The organism is Sphingomonas sp. 35-24ZXX (assembly GCF_000786215.1).
Lineage (GTDB): Bacteria > Pseudomonadota > Alphaproteobacteria > Sphingomonadales > Sphingomonadaceae > Blastomonas.
The window spans coordinates 42,231-57,936 of sequence record NZ_JROG01000010.1; the positions used below are offsets into that span (position 1 = coordinate 42,231).

The window sequence follows — 15,706 nt, forward strand, 5'->3', positions numbered from 1 at the left end:
CATTCTGGCAGCCTCTGATGGGTTATCGCGGCAAGCACGGCCGCATCGTCAGCACGATCGCAAGCATCAGGGTGGCCGCGGTTCCCGCTCCCCCTGCTGCAAAGACCATGGCCATGCCCATTGCCATGCCAACGAGGTTGACGCCCATCGCCGCCACGCCTGCAATGATCGCCACCAGTCCCAAGGCTCTGGCAGTGCCGTTCGCGCGCAGCAAAGGCGCGCCAAACGCGATCGCGGCCAGGCCGAACAGCAGCTTGCCGGCAAAATAGAGGAAGAAGGCGCCCGCGACGACCGCCTGATACGCTGGCGCCAGCGCCTCGCCCGCCTCTGAAAGAGGGCCGAACATGGCAAGGCCCATGCCCACCTGGACCGTGTTGAGGATGCCGCTGACCGCGATCGCGGCCCAGCCGAGCGCGGAACCTTCTGCCCGGCTCAGAGCGGTCAAGGCCAGGACCGACATGCCCATGAAGACCAGCGCTTCGATCGACCAGATCAGTGGCCGATTGATCGCGGCCCCGCTGTTCGAAAGCACGACATAGATGATCTGCGTCACCACGATCTGGCCCAGCAGCGCAGCCACCTGCCGCGCCGTCCCATTTGCCATCGCTTTCACCAATTGATCCTTTGCCTGAGGAGGGCTTGAACGGCTGATACGTGGCGGCATCCCGCAAGGTTACGCTTGCCTGTGTTTTGCAGCTGCCCGCAAGTTCTGCCCACCCAGCTCATTTCAGCAGCGCCAGCACATCTTCATAAAGGCCTTTGGGCACCTTCATGCCCTCGACCGCCGTCCTCGCCCGCGCGGCATAGCGGCGCTGCGAGGGCAGACGCGCGCCCATGCCGGTGATGGCATCGAACAGCTGTTCGGCGCGCTGCAGATGTTCGGCGGCGGCCGCACCCAGAAAGCCTGCAGGGTCGAGCGCGAGGAACAGCACGCCGCCGCGTGGCGATGCGCCCGCACCGTCGTCGAACGCCATCGATTCGGCGCTGGTCATGTCGCCGATCAACGGCCCCGCGATCAGTTCGATCATCAGCGACAGCGCTGATCCCTTGTGCCCGCCAAAGGTCAGCATCGCGCCAGCCAGCGCGGCCTCGGCGTCGGTGGTCGGCTGGCCGTCCGAGCCGATGGCCCAGCCCTCGCCCAGCGTCTTGCCCGCGCGTCTGTGCAGTTCAATCTCGCCGCGCGCCACCCCGCTGGTGGCGAAATCGAACACGAACGGGGTATCACCGGGGCGCGGCCAGCCGAAGGCGAGCGGATTGGTGCCGAACAGGGGCTTCGTTCCCCCGGCGGGCGCGACCCAGGCATGGCTGGGGGTGCAGCAAAGCACCACCAGTCCGTGCGCCACCACCGCCTCGACCTCGGGCCACAGCGCCGAAAAATGCACGCAATCGGTCAGCGCCATCGCCGCGAGGCCATGCGTCCTGGCCTTGTCGACGAACAGCGGCAACGCCGCCTCGAACGCGGGCTGGGCATAGCCGCCGCGCGCATCGGCCCGCACCACGGCGGGCGCGGGGCTGGTGATATTGGGCACCGCATCGGTCACCACCTTGCCGCTACGCAATGTGTGCGCGCACACCAGCAGCCGGTACAGCCCGTGCGACTGGCAATCGTCGCGTTGGCCCGCGACGATGGTGCGGCTGACCGCCGCGGCATCGGCGGCAGACAGGCCATGATGCTCGAGCACCCGCTGCGACAGGCTCTGCGCCTCTGCCAGCGACAGCGTGACCATGCTATCCGTATCGGCATTGCCCGTCATTCCAGGTCTCCATTTGCGATAGACATATCGTATACTGTATAATATACTGGGGCACGAAGGAAGAAGGATCGCCATGCCGCATCATCCGCCCACGATCAGCCGCCGCAGCCTGCTGGCTACCACTGCACTGGTGGGGCTGGCATCGCAATGGCCGCTGCAAGGCGCCGCGCCGGGCTCTGCAGCGACCGTATCGACTGCCCGCCCGCTGCCACTGGATCAGGTGCGGCTGCTGCCTTCGCTGTATCTTGACGCGGTCGAAGCCAATCGGCGCTATCTGATGGCGCTCGAGCCCGACCGGCTGCTGCACAATTTCCGCAAGCTCGCCGGGTTGGAGCCCAAGGGCGAGATCTATGGCGGGTGGGAGAGCGACACCATCGCCGGCCACATGCTGGGTCATTATCTGACGGCATTGTCGCTGATGCACGCGCAGACCGGTGACGCGGAGTGCAAGGCGCGCACCGCCTATATCATCGGCGAGCTCGCCGAGGTGCAGCGCGCGCATGGCGATGGCTATGTCGCGGGCTTCACTCGCAAGCGCGGCGACGTGGTCGAAAACGGCAAATTGCTGTTCGCCGAGATCAGGGCGGGCGACATCCGCTCGCTGGGCTTCGATCTCAACGGCTGCTGGGTGCCGCTGTACAACTGGCACAAGCTGTTCGCCGGATTGTTCGATGCGCAACAATGGTGCGGCAATACCGAGGCGCTGAGCGTCGCCCTGGGCCTGGCCGGCTACATCGATACCGTGTTCGCCGCGCTGAACGACGCACAGGTGCAGCAGGTGCTCGATTGCGAGCATGGCGGCATCAACGAGAGCATGGCCGAGCTGCATGCGCGCACCGGCGATCCGCGCTGGCTGCGGCTGGCCGAACGGCTGCGGCACAGGAAGGTGCTCGATCCGCTGGCATCGCAGCAGGATTCCCTGCCCTGGATCCACGCCAACACGCAGATTCCCAAGCTGATCGGACTGGCGCGGCTGCACGAGCTCACCGGCGATGCCGGCCATGCCCGCGCCGCGCGCTTCTTCTGGGAGACGGTAACGCGCGATTACAGCTATGTCATCGGCGGCAATGCCGACCGCGAATATTTCACCGCGCCGCAGACGGTATCCAAGCACATTACCGAGCAGACCTGCGAGAGCTGCAACACCTACAACATGCTCAAGCTGACCCGCCACCTGTATGGCTGGCAGCCCGAGGCGCGGTTGTTCGATTATTACGAGCGCGCGCACCTCAACCACATCATGGCGCACCAAGACCCGGAAACGGGCATGTTCGCCTATATGGTGCCGCTGATGTCGGGCAGCCACCGCACCTTCTCGCAGCCGTTCGACGACATGTGGTGCTGCGTCGGATCGGGAATCGAGAGCCACGCCAAGCATGGCGAGAGCATCTGGTGGGAGCAGGATGGCGGGCTGACCGCGAACCTCTATATCCCGTCCGAAGCACGCTGGGCGACGCGCGGCGCGGTGTTGCGGATGGAAACCGCCTATCCGTTCGGCGAGCAGGTCGGCATCGTCCTCTCCGCGATCGAAAAGCCGGGCGCGTTCGCGCTCTCGGTGCGCATCCCCGGCTGGTGCACCGCGCCCTCGCTAACAATCAACGGCACGCCTGTACCCGCGCCGGTGCGCGCCGGGTACATCGCCATCCGCCGCGACTGGCAGGCTGGCGATCGGATCGACCTGACGCTGCCGATGGCGTTGCGGCTCGAGGCGACGCCCGACGACCCCGACACCGTGGCGCTGCTGCGCGGGCCGACGGTGCTCGCGGCCGACCTTGGCCCGGCCGATCAGCCGTTCGAGGGCATGGCCCCGGCTTTGGTGGCAGACGATGTGCTGAGCGGCTTTGTCGCGCGCGATGCCGATGCAGCGCTCTATCGAAGCCAGGGCAATGTCCGCCCCGCCGACCTCGCCTTCGCGCCGTTCTTCAGCCAGCGGCACCGGCGCACGGCGGTCTATTTCAAGCGCTTCACGCCCGCAGGCTGGACCGCAGAGGAAGCCGCGCTGGCTGCCGCCGCAGCCGAGGAGCGCGATCTGGCCGCGCGATCGGTCGATGTGATGCATCTGGGCGAGATGCAGCCCGAGCGCGATCATGACCTGAAAGCCAAGGACAGCTATGCCGTCACCTATCGCGGGCGGCACGGCCGGGATGCGCGCAATTACGGCTATTTCGAGTGGACCGCCAAGGTCCGCCCCGGTCCGCTGATGCTGCAGGCAACCTATTGGGGCGAAGAGCGCAACAAGCTGTTCGACATTCTGGTCGACGGCACGCGCATCGCCACCCAGCGGCTGGAAGGCGAACGCCCCGGCGAATTCTTCTCGGTCGATTACCCGATCCCGCCCGAACTGACGCGCGGCAAGGCGACGGTGGTGGTCCGGGTTCAGCCGTCCAACGATCGCTCCCGCGCCGCGCCGACCTTCGGCATGCGCATCTTCACGCCCAAGGGTGCCTCAAGCACGACGTGATTCCTCCCCCCTCATGAAAGGTCGCATCCATGCTTTCCAGAACCGCTCTTGCCGCCGCGCTTGCGCTGTCTGTCCTACCGCTGGGTGCCACCGCTACAGCGCAGGTGACCGCAGAGGTCGGCAACACCGCCGATCAGGCGCTGCAGGCGCTGTACACCAGCGAATGGGAGTGGCGGCAGCAGGAGCTGGCGATCGGCGAGGGCGGCAGCCGGGGCCCCGGAGCGGACCGGCTAGCGAAGGTCGACCCCGAAAGCCAGGCGCGGCGCCTGGCCTATTGGCAAAAGACGCTGGCAACGCTCGACACCATCGATGTCAATCGCCTGTCACCCGAGGAAAGGATCAACGCCTCGGTCTTCCGCCACAGCATCGAAAGCTTCATCGCGCGCGGCAAGGCGCAGGATTATCAGGCCCCGATGGCGGCAGGCGCGTCGTTCTGGGCGCGGCTGGCTCCGCGCGCGGGCTTCCGCAACGCCGCCGAATACCGCAATTACATCGCCCGGATGCGCGACATTCCGCGCTATTTCGATGAACAGACCGCCAATATGCGCGCCGGTCTGGCGCGCGGGTTCACCGCACCCAGGGCGGCACTTGTCGGGCGCGAAAAGACCATCGAGCCCTTCGCCAATCCCGACGCCGAGGCCAATCCGTTCTATGGTGCCTTCCGGCAGATGCCCACCAGCATCCCCCCCGCCGAGCAGGAGGCGCTGCGGGCAGAAGGCAGGAAGGCGATCGAGGAAGCGGTCGCGCCGGCCTATGCCCGGCTGCTGCCCTTCATCCGCGACGAGTATATTCCCGGCGCACGCGAAACGCTCGCGGCCGAGCAGCTGCCCAATGGCAAGGAATATTACCAGCAGCGCATCCGCGAATATGTGACCTATGACTGGACCGCCGAGCAGATCCACCAGATCGGCCTCAAGGAGGTCGCGCGCATCCGCGCCGAGATGGAAGTGGTCATGCGGCAGACCGGCTGGAAGGGGGATTTCGCAGGCTTCCTGGCGTTCATGAAGACCGACGAGCAGTTCGTCGCCAAGACGCCCTATGAGCTGATCGCCAAGACCACCTACATCATCAACAAGGTCAACGGGAAGATCGGCGAGACGATCGGCCTGCTGCCGCGCCATCGCTTCACCATCCTGCCCACCCCGGCGGCGATCGCGCCGTTCGGCACCGGCGGCAATGGCGGGCTGGATAGCTGCGTGTTCAACACCTACAATCTGCCCGCGCGCAAGCTCTACACATTGCCCGCGCTGGCGGTGCACGAATGCATGCCGGGGCACAGCTTTCAGGCGGCGCTGGCGATGGAGGGGCCCGACCGGCCGGATTTCCGGCGCTCCACCTATTTCTCCGGCTATGGCGAAGGCTGGGGCCTGTACACCGAATGGCTGGGCATCGGCATGGGGGTGTACGAGACACCCTATGAGGATTTCGGCCGACTGACCTACGAGATGTGGCGCGCGGCGCGGCTGGTGATCGATACCGGCATCCACCATTATGGCTGGAGCCGCCAGCAGGCGATCGACTATCTGGCATCCAATACAGCGCTGGCCGACCATGAGGTCGCGACCGAGATCGACCGCTATATCTCCGAACCCGGCCAGGCGCTGGCCTACAAGATCGGCGAGATGCTGATCCGCCGCAAGCGCGCCGAAGCCGAAGCGAAACTCGGGGCCAAATTCGACCAGCGCTGGTTCCACGACGTCTTCCTGGCGCTGGGATCGGTACCGCTGCCGGTGCTTGAGCAGGAACTCGACGCCTGGATCGCGGCGGGCGGGCCCAATCCCAATGCGCAGCCGGCAGCCGCTGCCGCGGATTGAGTGCGCCGCATCTGCTCGCATGATCAAGACCGTTGGAGGAGGGCCGTCACGGTGTTAGGCCCCTGGCAATGATCATCTCCGACGCTGCATCCACGCCCCTGCCCACCCAGCCGCCGCGCCGCTGGTATGCGCAGCTCTATGTCCAGGTTCTGGTCGCGATCGTGGCAGGCGTTGCGCTGGGCCATTTCGCGCCCGAAACCGGCGCGGCGATGAAGCCCCTGGGCGATGTCTTCATCAAGCTGGTCAAGATGGTGATCGCCCCGGTGATCTTCCTTACCATCGTCAGCGGCATTGCCGGGATGCGCGATCTGGCCAGCGTCGGCCGCGTCGCGGGCAAGGCGTTCGCCTATTTCCTGACCTTTTCGACGCTCGCTTTGATCGTCGGCCTGATCGTCGCCAATGTCGTGCGACCGGGCGACGGGCTGAACATCGATCCGGCGACGCTCGACGCGAGCAAGGTGGGCGAGTTCACCGCCAAGGCGCAGGACAGCTCGATCACCGGCTTTCTGACCGCGATCGTCCCCGACACCTTCCTTGCGGCGCTCAGCAGCGGCAATCTGCTGCAGGTGCTGTTCGTCTCGATCCTGTTCGGCATTGCGCTCGCGATGATCGGCGACAAGGGCAAGAAGCTGTTCGATCTGCTCGAAGATGCCTCGATCGCATTCTTCAAGCTGGTGGGCATCGTGATGAAGGTCGCCCCTGTCGGCGCGTTCGGCGCAATGGCGTTCACCATCGGCGAATATGGCATCGGCACGCTCGCCAATCTCGCGGCTTTGGTCGCGACCTTCTACCTCACCTCGCTGCTGTTCGTGCTGGTGGTGCTGGGCACCGTTGCCTGGGCCTGCGGCTTTTCGATCCTCAAGCTCATCGCCTATCTGCGCGCCGAACTGCTGCTGGTGCTGGGCACCTCGTCATCCGAAAGCGCGCTTCCCTCGCTGATCGAGAAGATGGAACGCGCCGGCTGCCCCAAGACCGTGGTCGGCCTGGTCGTGCCCACCGGCTACAGTTTCAACCTAGATGGCACCAATATCTACATGACGCTGGCAGCCCTGTTCATCGCGCAGGCGTGCAACGTCGATCTGACCTTGGGCGAGCAGCTGCTGTTGCTGGGCGTGGCGATGATCTCGTCCAAAGGCGCCGCCGGCGTCACCGGTGCGGGCTTCATCACGCTGGCAGCGACGCTATCGATCGTGCCGTCGGTGCCGGTCGCGGGGATGGCGCTGATCCTGGGCATCGACCGGTTCATGTCCGAATGCCGCAGCCTCACCAACTTCATCGGCAACGCGGTTGCCACGGTGGTGGTCTCGAAATGGGAAGGCCGGCTGGACAAGGAGCAGTTCGATCTGGCGCTCGCCGATCGGCTGCCGCGCGTCGAGGATTTGCCGGAAGACGCGGTCGACCCCTGAGGGGGCCGGAGCGCTCAGGCCTTTTCGTCGGCGAGCAGCGTTGCCGGCGACAGCCCGATGCGCTGCATCTGGCGCAGCACCGGCGGCCAGACATGCTTGAGGAAATCTTCGCGCTCCATGTTGCGCAGCTTGTCGACCGCGCCCGATGCGACATACATGCCGACCCCGCGCTGGACCTCGACCAGACCCTGATCCTGGAACATCTGGTACGCCTTGGCGACGGTCAGCGGATTGGCCTGTTGCTCGGCAGCAAACGCCCGGACCGAAGGCAGCATGTCGCCTTCGGCATAGATGCCATCCAGGATCGAGGCTGCGATGATATCGCGCAGCCTGAGATAAACGGGTTTGCTGTTGTCTGCCATCACTGCTTCACTGCCATAATACAGCGTGTCAGGTCAAGCGCATTTACCCTGCCGATGCTGCGCAGCACGCCCTGCGCAGCAGCATCGCTAGCCCTGGTCGCGCGGCAGCCCGCCATACGCGGTGATCGCCTCGAAGATCGCGGTCAGCGCGGCGCGCTCGTCAAGCGAAATCTCGGGCCGCCAGATCTCGAACAACAGGATGATACGGGTCGCCTGGCCGCGGTTCCACGCCTCGTGCTCGATGCTGTCGTCGAAGATCAGCAGCTTGCCCTGCTGCCACTGCCGCGTCTCGTTACCCACGCGGATGGCGCAATCGGGATTGGTGATCAGCGGCAGGTGGCAGATCAGCCGGGTGTTGAGCATGCCGTTGTGCGGCTTGATATGCGTGCCCGGGCGCAGCAGCGAATAGAGCGCCATCGGCGAGCGATCGGTGATCACCGGTATCGGCGGGCGTTGCAGCGCGCGCATCGTCACAGGCGCCAGCGCCGCATGATCGGCCACGACCATGCCCTGCTCCCACAGATAATGCGCGCCCCAGCTGGGGTCGTCGCGCAGGTGGTTGGCGGCAGCGGGGCGATCGGGCCTGGTCTGGACATAGGGCGCAAAATCGCCCGGCTGGCGATCCAGCAGGTCTTCCAGCTCGGCGCGCATGGCGCTGGCGGCCGCCTCGAATTCCTCGGCCCAGTCGAACTCCTGCGCCTCGTAGAATTGCCGCTGCGGCAGGCCGGGGAAATAGAAGCTCGTCGGCTCCTGCACGTACAGCTGCCTGCGCCCCAGCAACAGGTCGAGCGCCATGTCGACGCGCGGCGAGACGCTGGCCGCTGTGATGCCCTGCCCCGCCAGGGTGCTGGTCAGAAACGCGGCATATTCGTCCTTGGCTTGGGCGAGATAGTGCTGGGCCTGCTGCAGCAGCGGCACCAGCCCCGGCGGAACCTGTGCTGGCCCTGCATGATCGGCCACCGCCAGCGCGGTGGTGTAGAAGGAAGAGGCGGCGCGCGAATCGCCCTGCGCGGCCTTGCACCCGGCCATCAGCAGCAATCCGCCCAGATGGCGGGGCTCGTCGGCCAGCAGCCGGGCCAGCGCGTGGTCCTGCCCGGCCAGATCGCCCAGCGCCTGGCACGCTTGGGCCAGCAGAAACCAGGGCGGCGGGCTGCCCGGCGGCGGGGTGTCGGCAATCGCGCCGAACAGCGCGCGGGCCTGCATGGCATCGCCGTTGCGCAGGGCGTCCACCCCCTGGCGGGTCAATATGTCGGCCTGTTGACGATCCATGGACCGTGTCTAGCCAGCGATGAAGCGAATGGCCAGCAGATGCGCGGCGTCAGACGCCCGAAACCGCGTCGCCCACATTGATGCGCTGGCCGTTGGTGATGATCACGGTGTCGCCCAGCTTCACCTGTTCAAACAGCATCTTGGCAAAGGCGGTCGGCACGCCGATGCAGCCGCGCGTACCATAGCCCCATTCGACATCGCTGCCGTGGATGGCAACGCCATCGTTGGTCAGCCGCATCATGTACGGCATCGGCGCGTCATACAGGTTGGAGACGTGATCGGCATCCTTCTGGGTGATCGGGAAAGCGCCCAGCGGGGTCGGCTTTTCCGGCGTGCCATAGAGAATCACCGCCACGCCAATCTCGTGCCCGTCGCGAAAGACCGACAGCGTCTGCGCTTCCAGATCGACGGTGATCAGCAGCGGACCCTCGGCAGGGGCGCGGCTTTCGTCCCAGTAGTAATTGCCATGCCCCAGCGGACCATCGATGGTCATGACGCTCTTGATGGCATAGCCCGCCTGCTGGGGCGTGGTGATCTGCGACGCCGCGATGGTCTGCACTGGCGTCGCTTCGGCCGTGGCCTGCGATCCGGGCAAGGCCTGGCGGGCAGACGACTGGATGGCGGCATCGCCGGGCGCGCTGGTCAGCATGGCGGTGACCAGAAGACCGATGCCGGCAAGGATACCGCCGCCGGTGATCTGCCTTGCACTGGGCCTTTTCATGATTCCATCGCTCCCGCTTTTGGCCTGTCCGTCACCGCAACACCGCGGCATTGACGAAATGCTAACCATTCCGCGCGCGAATCGCCAGCACCGCATTGGGCCCGTCCCCGGGCGGGACGGTGCCCGACACCCATGTTAACGGCCGTGGTTACCGCCACCGAGGCGCGGCGGGCACGGCACATATGGCTTGCGTATCGCCGGCCATGCGCCTATATGCAGGCCATCCCGACATGGTTGTTGAAGCTTGACGGGCTGGCGCCAACAGGGGCCGGCACCGAAACGCTTTTGCCGCCATTTCGCCACGAGACCTGTTTATCCGGAAAGCCCGCTGTTGACTGACCTTGCCGCCGTGTCTGCCCTTGTCGAACCCGAAGCCAATGCGCTCGGCTTTGATCTCGTGCGCGTGCACCTTTTCGGCGCGGGCGATGAGCGGACGCTGCAGATCATGGCCGAGCGGCCCGACACCGGCCAGCTCAACATCGACGATTGCGCCAGCCTGTCGCGGCGCATCTCCGAAGTGTTCGACGCGCTGGAGGAAGCCGGCAAGGATCCGGTGCCCGGATCGTACCGGCTCGAAGTCAGCTCGCCCGGCATCGACCGCCCGCTGACCCGGCTCAAGGATTTCGGCAACTGGCTGGGGCATGAAGCCCGGCTGGTGCTGCACGAACCCGCGCAGGGCCGCAAGCAGCTGACCGGCGACCTGCTGTCGCTCGAAGGCGATCAGATCACCGTGCAGGACAAGAAGACTGGCGCGGTCACTGTGCCCCATTCCAATGTGATCAGTGCCAAGCTGATGCTCACCAACAAGCTGATTGCCGCCACCCGCCCGCTCGATACCAGCGGCGCGGATGACATCGAAGAATTCGACGAAACCCCAGAAATTGACGCTCTCGAAGAACAGGAAGACTGACCATGGCCAGCGCCATTTCCGCCAACAAGGCTGAACTTCTCGCCATCGCCAACTCGGTGGCGACCGAAAAGATGATCGACAAGTCCATCGTTCTCGAAGCGATGGAAGAGGCGATCCAGCGCGCGGCCCGTGCCCGCTACGGCGCGGAAAACGACATTCGCGCCAAGCTGGACGCCAACAGCGGCGATCTTCGCCTGTGGCGCGTCGTCGAGGTGGTCGAGACGGTCGAGGATTATTTCAAGCAGGTCGACGTCAAGGCCGCGCAGAAGCTGCAGGCAGGTGCCGTGGTCGGCGACTTCATCGTCGATCCGCTTCCCGCTGTTGATCTGGGCCGCATCGATGCGCAGGCCGCCAAGCAGGTGATCTTCCAAAAGGTTCGCGATGCCGAGCGCGAGCGCCAGCATGAAGAGTTCAAGGACCGCGTGGGCGAGATCATCACCGGCGTCGTCAAGTCGGTTGAGTTTGGCCATGTCATCGTCAACCTGGGCCGCGCCGAAGGCGTGATCCGCCGCGAACAGCAGATCCCGCGCGAAGTTGCCCGCGTCGGTGACCGCATCCGCGCGATCATCCTCAATGTCCGCCGCGAGAACCGCGGGCCCCAGATCTTCCTCAGCCGTGCGCACCCCGATTTCATGCGCAAGCTGTTCGAACTGGAAGTGCCGGAAATCTACGACGGCATCATCCAGATCAAGGCCGCTGCGCGCGATCCGGGTAGCCGCGCCAAGATCGGCGTGATCAGCTATGACAGCAGCATCGATCCGGTTGGTGCCTGCGTCGGCATGAAGGGCAGCCGCGTGCAGGCCGTCGTGCAGGAAATGCAGGGCGAGAAGATCGACATCATCCCCTGGTCGGAAGACACCGCAACCTTCGTGGTCAACGCGCTGCAGCCTGCAACGGTCAGCCGCGTGGTGATCGACGAAGAAGAAAGCCGCATCGAAGTCGTCGTTCCCGACGATCAGCTGTCGCTGGCGATCGGCCGTCGCGGCCAGAACGTGCGTCTGGCCAGCCAGCTGACCGGTTCTGCCATCGACATCATGACCGAGGCCGAATCGAGCGAGAAGCGCCAGAAGGAATTCACCGAGCGTTCCGAGCTGTTCCAGAACGAGCTCGACGTCGATGAAACGCTCTCGCAGCTGCTGGTTGCCGAAGGCTTCAGCGAGCTGGAGGAAGTGGCTTACGTCTCGCCCGACGAGCTTTCGAGCATCGAAGGCTTTGACGAGGAACTCGCCGCCGAGCTGCAGAACCGCGCGCAGGAAGCGCTCGACCGCCGCGAGGAAGCTTCGCGCGAGGAACGTCGCGGCCTGGGCGTCGAAGATGCGCTGGCCGAACTGCCGCATCTCACCGAAGCGATGCTGGTGACGCTGGGCAAGGCGGGCATCAAGACGCTCGACGATCTGGCCGACCTCGCCACCGACGAGCTGATCGCCAAGAAGCGCGTCGAACAGCGTCGCCGCGACAATTCGGCGCCGTCGAACAAGCGTCCCGAAGACAAGGGCGGCGTTCTGGCGACCTATGGCCTGAACGAAGAGCAGGGCAACGAGATCATCATGGCGGCCCGCGCGCACTGGTTCGAGGATGAAGACACGGTTGGGGAGGACGCGAATGCGGAAACTTCCCAATGACACGGTTGCTGATCTAGCAGCCGACGCGCCTACCCCCTCTGCCGACACCGCAGAAGGTCCCATTCGCCGCTGTATCCTCAGCGGCGAGCGGGACGAGCGTGCGCATCTGATCCGCCTCGCCATCAGCCCCGATGGCGTTGTCGCCCCCGACGTGCGCGCCAAGGCGCCCGGGCGCGGCGCGTGGATCGGGGTCAATCGTGCTCAACTGGAAGAGGCGATCGCCAAGGGGAAACTCAAGGGCGCGCTCGCCCGCGCGTTCAAGACCGGCCCGGTCACCATTCCCGACGATCTGCCAGCAGCCATCGAGGAAGCGCTGACCCGCGCATTGCTCGACCGGCTGGGGCTGGAAGCACGGTCGGGCACGCTGCTGACCGGGTCAGACCGGATCGCCGAGACGGCGCGGCGCGGCAAGGTCGAGATGCTACTGCATGCGAGCGACGCTTCTGCCGATGGCAATGGCAAGCTTGACCAAGCCTGGCGCGTGGGAAGTGAAACCGAAGGCAGCGGCAATCGCGGCATAGTATTGCCTGTAGACCGCACCCGCCTGTCTGTGGCATTGGGGCGCGACAACGCGGTACATGTTGCGCTGACCGATCATCGCGCCGCCGCGCGCATTGACCAGTTTCTTGGCCGATTGCTGCATTTCAAAGGGGAGGGGGCTGAACCTGCCCCCCGCATGACGATCTAGCGCGCATTGGCGTGCGTGGATCGCCCCACGCGGACCGGTGATGTGCCAGCACATCGCCTGACGTGACGTATTTATTGAGGATTGAGTCTGTTCGATGAGTGAAGATACCGAAAACAAGCCGACGCTGGGTCGCAAGCCTCTGGGGCTGAAGCGTTCTGTCGAGGCAGGCGAAGTCAAGCAGACGTTCAGCCATGGCCGCACCAACAAGGTTGTGGTCGAAGTGAAGCGCCGCAAGCTCGTCGGCAAGCCGGGCGAAGCGCCCGTTGCCGCGCCTGCCCCCGCACCCGCTCCGGCCCCGACGCCCGCCCCTGAGGCAGCACCGCCGCCGCCGCCGCCCGCCCCTCGCCCGCAGCCGACCACGATGGCGAGCCGTCGCGAGCTGCAGGAACGCCTGCTGCGCGAAGCCGAAGAAGCACGCCTGTCGTCGCTGGAAGAGGCCCGTCGCCGCGAGACCGAGGAAAAGCAGCGCGCTGCCGAGGAAGCCCGTCTTCGCGCCGAAGAGCAGCGCAAGGCTGCCGAAGCACCGGCCCCGGCCGAAGCTCCCGCCGCATCGCCCGAGCCCGCACCGGACGCGCCCGTCGCGACCGAAGCCAGCGCGCCGGCACCTGCTGCAGCTGCAACCGAGCAGCAGGCCAAGCCCGCCGCCGAGGAAGCCCGCGCTGCGCCGCCACCGCGTCGCTTCACGCCGGTGGCCCCTGCCCCGCGCCCTGAAATCAAGCCGAAGAAGACGGCCGGTGCCAAGGTGGTCGACAACCGTCGCCAGTCGGGCAAGCTGACCGTCAGCAAGGCGCTGAACGAAGGCGATGGCGGTGCCCGTGCACGCAGCCTCGCCGCGCTCAAGCGCGCGCGCGACAAGGAACGTCGCCTGCACATGTCGGGCCAGAGCCGCGATGCGCAGCCCAAGCAGGTCCGCGACGTCGTCGTGCCCGAAGTGATCACCATCCAGGAACTTGCCAACCGCATGGCGGAAAAGGGTTCGGATCTGGTCAAGTCGCTGTTCAAGCTGGGCATGATGGTTACCATCAACGAGGCGATCGATCAGGACACCGCCGAACTGCTGGTCGAGGAATTCGGCCACAAGATCACGCGCGTGTCCGATTCCGACGTGGAAATCGATCATGACGCCGATGTCGATGCCGATGAGACGCTGTCGCCGCGTGCGCCGGTCGTCACCATCATGGGCCATGTCGATCACGGCAAGACCAGCCTGCTCGATGCCCTGCGCGGCACCGATGTGGTCGCTGGCGAAGCGGGCGGCATCACCCAGCATATCGGCGCCTATCAGGTGCAGGTTGCCTCGGGCGACAAGATCACCTTCCTCGACACCCCGGGCCACTCGGCCTTCTCCGAGATGCGCGCCCGCGGTGCCAACGTCACCGATATCGTCATCCTGGTGGTGGCGGCCGATGACGGCCTGATGCCGCAGACGATCGAGGCGATCAACCACACCAAGGCGGCCGGCGTGCCGATGATCGTGGCGATCAACAAGGTCGACAAGGACGGTGCCAACCCGCAGAAGATCCGCGAACGCCTGCTCGAGCACGAGGTCATCGTGGAAGCGATGTCGGGTGAAGTGCAGGATGTGGAAGTTTCCGCGCTCAAGAAGATCAACCTTGAAGGGCTGGTCGACAAGATCCTGCTGCAGGCCGAACTGCTCGAACTGAAGGCCAACCCCGATCGCGCGGCCGAAGCCGTCGTCATCGAGGCCAAGCTGGACAAGGGCCGCGGCCCCGTGGCCACCGTTCTGGTGCAGCGCGGAACGCTCAAGAAGGGTGACATCTTCGTCGTCGGCGAACAGTCGGGCAAGGTCCGTGCGCTGATCAACGACAAGGGCAAGCAGGTCAATTCTGCCGGTCCGTCGGAACCGGTCGAAGTTCTGGGCCTGACCGGCGTGCCGTCTGCGGGCGACAAGCTGACCGTGGTCGAGAACGAACAGCGTGCGCGTGAAGTCGCCGATTACCGCCGCCAGAAGGCGCTCGAAAAGCGCACGACGATGGCACCGGCGAATATCGACACGATGTTCTCCTCGCTCGCCGCCAACCGTGCCAAGGAATATCCGGTGCTGGTCAAGGGCGACGTGCAGGGTTCGGTCGAAGCGATTGTTACCGCGCTCAACAAGATCTCGACCGACGACATCAAGGCCCGCGTGCTGCACGCTGGCGTGGGTGCCATCACCGAGTCCGACGTGACGCTGGCCAAGGCCTCGAACGCGCCGATCATCGGCTTCAATGTCCGCGCCAACGCGCAGGCACGGGCGCTGGCGACGCGTGATGGCGTTCGGTTCAAGTATTTCGACGTCATCTATGACCTGCTCGACGATATTCGCGGCGAGATGGCAGGGGTCCTTGGCCCAGAGCGTATCGAAACCATCGTCGGCCGTGCGGAGATCAAGGAAATCTTCCCCGCGGGCAAGAAGGATAAGGCGGCCGGTCTGCTGGTTACCGACGGCATCATGCGCAAGGGGCTTTATGCCCGCATCACGCGCGACGATGTCATCGTCAGCAAGACGGTCATCGCCTCGCTCCGTCGCTTCAAGGACGATGTTGCCGAAGTGCGCGCAGGTCTGGAATGCGGCGTGGTGCTGCAGGATACGAACGACATCAAGCCGGGCGATATCCTCGAGACGTTCGACGTCGAAATGCGCGACCGCACCCTGTAATTCGTGACCTCCGCCGCCTGATGATCCGTCCGGATCGCAG

12 protein-coding genes are annotated in these 15,706 nt (G+C 65.4%); 7 read left to right on the forward strand and 5 right to left on the reverse strand.

Features of this window, described 5'->3' with window-relative positions:
- Positions 1-22: 22 nt before the first annotated feature.
- Together LI72_RS17520 and LI72_RS17525 are read right to left on the reverse strand one after the other, a co-directional pair.
- Entirely contained in the window at positions 23-613 is a 591-nt protein-coding gene (locus LI72_RS17520; RefSeq protein ID WP_156139689.1) for a thiamine biosynthesis protein ThiC, read from the reverse strand.
- 109 nt (positions 614-722) lie between these two features.
- Positions 723-1,754: an Ldh family oxidoreductase gene (locus LI72_RS17525; RefSeq protein ID WP_033927265.1), complete on the reverse strand. Its 1,032-nt coding sequence runs from the start codon at positions 1,752-1,754 to the stop codon at positions 723-725.
- A gap of 73 nt (positions 1,755-1,827) precedes the next feature.
- Here LI72_RS17525 and LI72_RS17530 point away from each other — a divergent pair, with 73 nt between their 5' ends.
- The 3 genes from LI72_RS17530 (at position 1,828) to LI72_RS17540 (ending at position 7,435) form a co-directional block, all read left to right on the forward strand.
- The gene (locus LI72_RS17530; RefSeq protein ID WP_052130192.1) at positions 1,828-4,215 is read left to right on the forward strand and encodes a glycoside hydrolase family 127 protein; all 2,388 of its coding nucleotides are present in this window, start codon (positions 1,828-1,830) and stop codon (positions 4,213-4,215) included.
- A gap of 29 nt (positions 4,216-4,244) precedes the next feature.
- Entirely contained in the window at positions 4,245-6,029 is a 1,785-nt protein-coding gene (locus tag LI72_RS17535) for a DUF885 domain-containing protein (protein WP_052130198.1), read from the forward strand.
- Positions 6,030-6,097: 68 nt separating this feature from the next.
- On the forward strand, positions 6,098-7,435 hold the full coding sequence (locus LI72_RS17540; RefSeq protein ID WP_033927266.1) for a dicarboxylate/amino acid:cation symporter: 1,338 nt from the start codon (positions 6,098-6,100) through the stop codon (positions 7,433-7,435).
- Between the two features lie 14 nt (positions 7,436-7,449).
- On the opposite strand, the gene LI72_RS17545 is transcribed toward LI72_RS17540, so the two are convergent.
- From LI72_RS17545 to LI72_RS17555, 3 genes are all read right to left on the reverse strand, one after another.
- A complete protein-coding gene (locus LI72_RS17545; protein ID WP_033927267.1) occupies positions 7,450-7,797 on the reverse strand; it encodes a GntR family transcriptional regulator in 348 nt (115 codons plus the stop codon).
- A gap of 87 nt (positions 7,798-7,884) precedes the next feature.
- Positions 7,885-9,066, reverse strand: coding sequence for an aspartyl/asparaginyl beta-hydroxylase domain-containing protein (locus LI72_RS17550; RefSeq protein ID WP_052130202.1), 1,182 nt, complete (start codon positions 9,064-9,066; stop codon positions 7,885-7,887).
- Between the two features lie 49 nt (positions 9,067-9,115).
- The gene (locus LI72_RS17555; RefSeq protein ID WP_081985229.1) at positions 9,116-9,787 is read right to left on the reverse strand and encodes a L,D-transpeptidase family protein; all 672 of its coding nucleotides are present in this window, start codon (positions 9,785-9,787) and stop codon (positions 9,116-9,118) included.
- Positions 9,788-10,118: 331 nt separating this feature from the next.
- Here LI72_RS17555 and rimP point away from each other — a divergent pair, with 331 nt between their 5' ends.
- From rimP to infB, 4 genes are all read left to right on the forward strand, one after another.
- Positions 10,119-10,697, forward strand: coding sequence for a ribosome maturation protein RimP (rimP, locus tag LI72_RS17560; protein WP_033927269.1), 579 nt, complete (start codon positions 10,119-10,121; stop codon positions 10,695-10,697).
- Positions 10,698-10,699: 2 nt separating this feature from the next.
- The gene (gene nusA / locus LI72_RS17565; RefSeq protein ID WP_033927270.1) at positions 10,700-12,319 is read left to right on the forward strand and encodes a transcription termination factor NusA; all 1,620 of its coding nucleotides are present in this window, start codon (positions 10,700-10,702) and stop codon (positions 12,317-12,319) included.
- Entirely contained in the window at positions 12,300-13,007 is a 708-nt protein-coding gene (locus LI72_RS17570; protein WP_033927271.1) for a DUF448 domain-containing protein, read from the forward strand. Before nusA ends, LI72_RS17570 begins: the two co-directional genes overlap by 20 nt.
- 94 nt (positions 13,008-13,101) lie before the next feature.
- Complete coding sequence (gene infB, locus LI72_RS17575; protein ID WP_033927272.1) at positions 13,102-15,666, forward strand: translation initiation factor IF-2; 2,565 nt, start codon at positions 13,102-13,104, stop codon at positions 15,664-15,666.
- Positions 15,667-15,706 lie beyond the last annotated feature (40 nt).

Excerpts from the sequence above, each read along its gene's own strand:
- LI72_RS17525 (WP_033927265.1), bottom strand. The coding sequence starts at position 1,754 with ATGACGGGCAATGCCGATACGGATAGCATGGTCACGCTGTCGCTGGCA.
- LI72_RS17530 (WP_052130192.1), top strand. The coding sequence starts at position 1,828 with ATGCCGCATCATCCGCCCACGATCAGCCGCCGCAGCCTGCTGGCTACC.
- LI72_RS17535 (WP_052130198.1), top strand. The coding sequence starts at position 4,245 with ATGCTTTCCAGAACCGCTCTTGCCGCCGCGCTTGCGCTGTCTGTCCTA.
- LI72_RS17540 (WP_033927266.1), top strand. The coding sequence starts at position 6,098 with ATGATCATCTCCGACGCTGCATCCACGCCCCTGCCCACCCAGCCGCCG.
- LI72_RS17545 (WP_033927267.1), bottom strand. The coding sequence starts at position 7,797 with ATGGCAGACAACAGCAAACCCGTTTATCTCAGGCTGCGCGATATCATC.
- LI72_RS17550 (WP_052130202.1), bottom strand. The coding sequence starts at position 9,066 with ATGGATCGTCAACAGGCCGACATATTGACCCGCCAGGGGGTGGACGCC.
- LI72_RS17555 (WP_081985229.1), bottom strand. The coding sequence starts at position 9,787 with ATGAAAAGGCCCAGTGCAAGGCAGATCACCGGCGGCGGTATCCTTGCC.
- nusA (WP_033927270.1), top strand. The coding sequence starts at position 10,700 with ATGGCCAGCGCCATTTCCGCCAACAAGGCTGAACTTCTCGCCATCGCC.
- LI72_RS17570 (WP_033927271.1), top strand. The coding sequence starts at position 12,300 with ATGCGGAAACTTCCCAATGACACGGTTGCTGATCTAGCAGCCGACGCG.
- infB (WP_033927272.1), top strand. The coding sequence starts at position 13,102 with ATGAGTGAAGATACCGAAAACAAGCCGACGCTGGGTCGCAAGCCTCTG.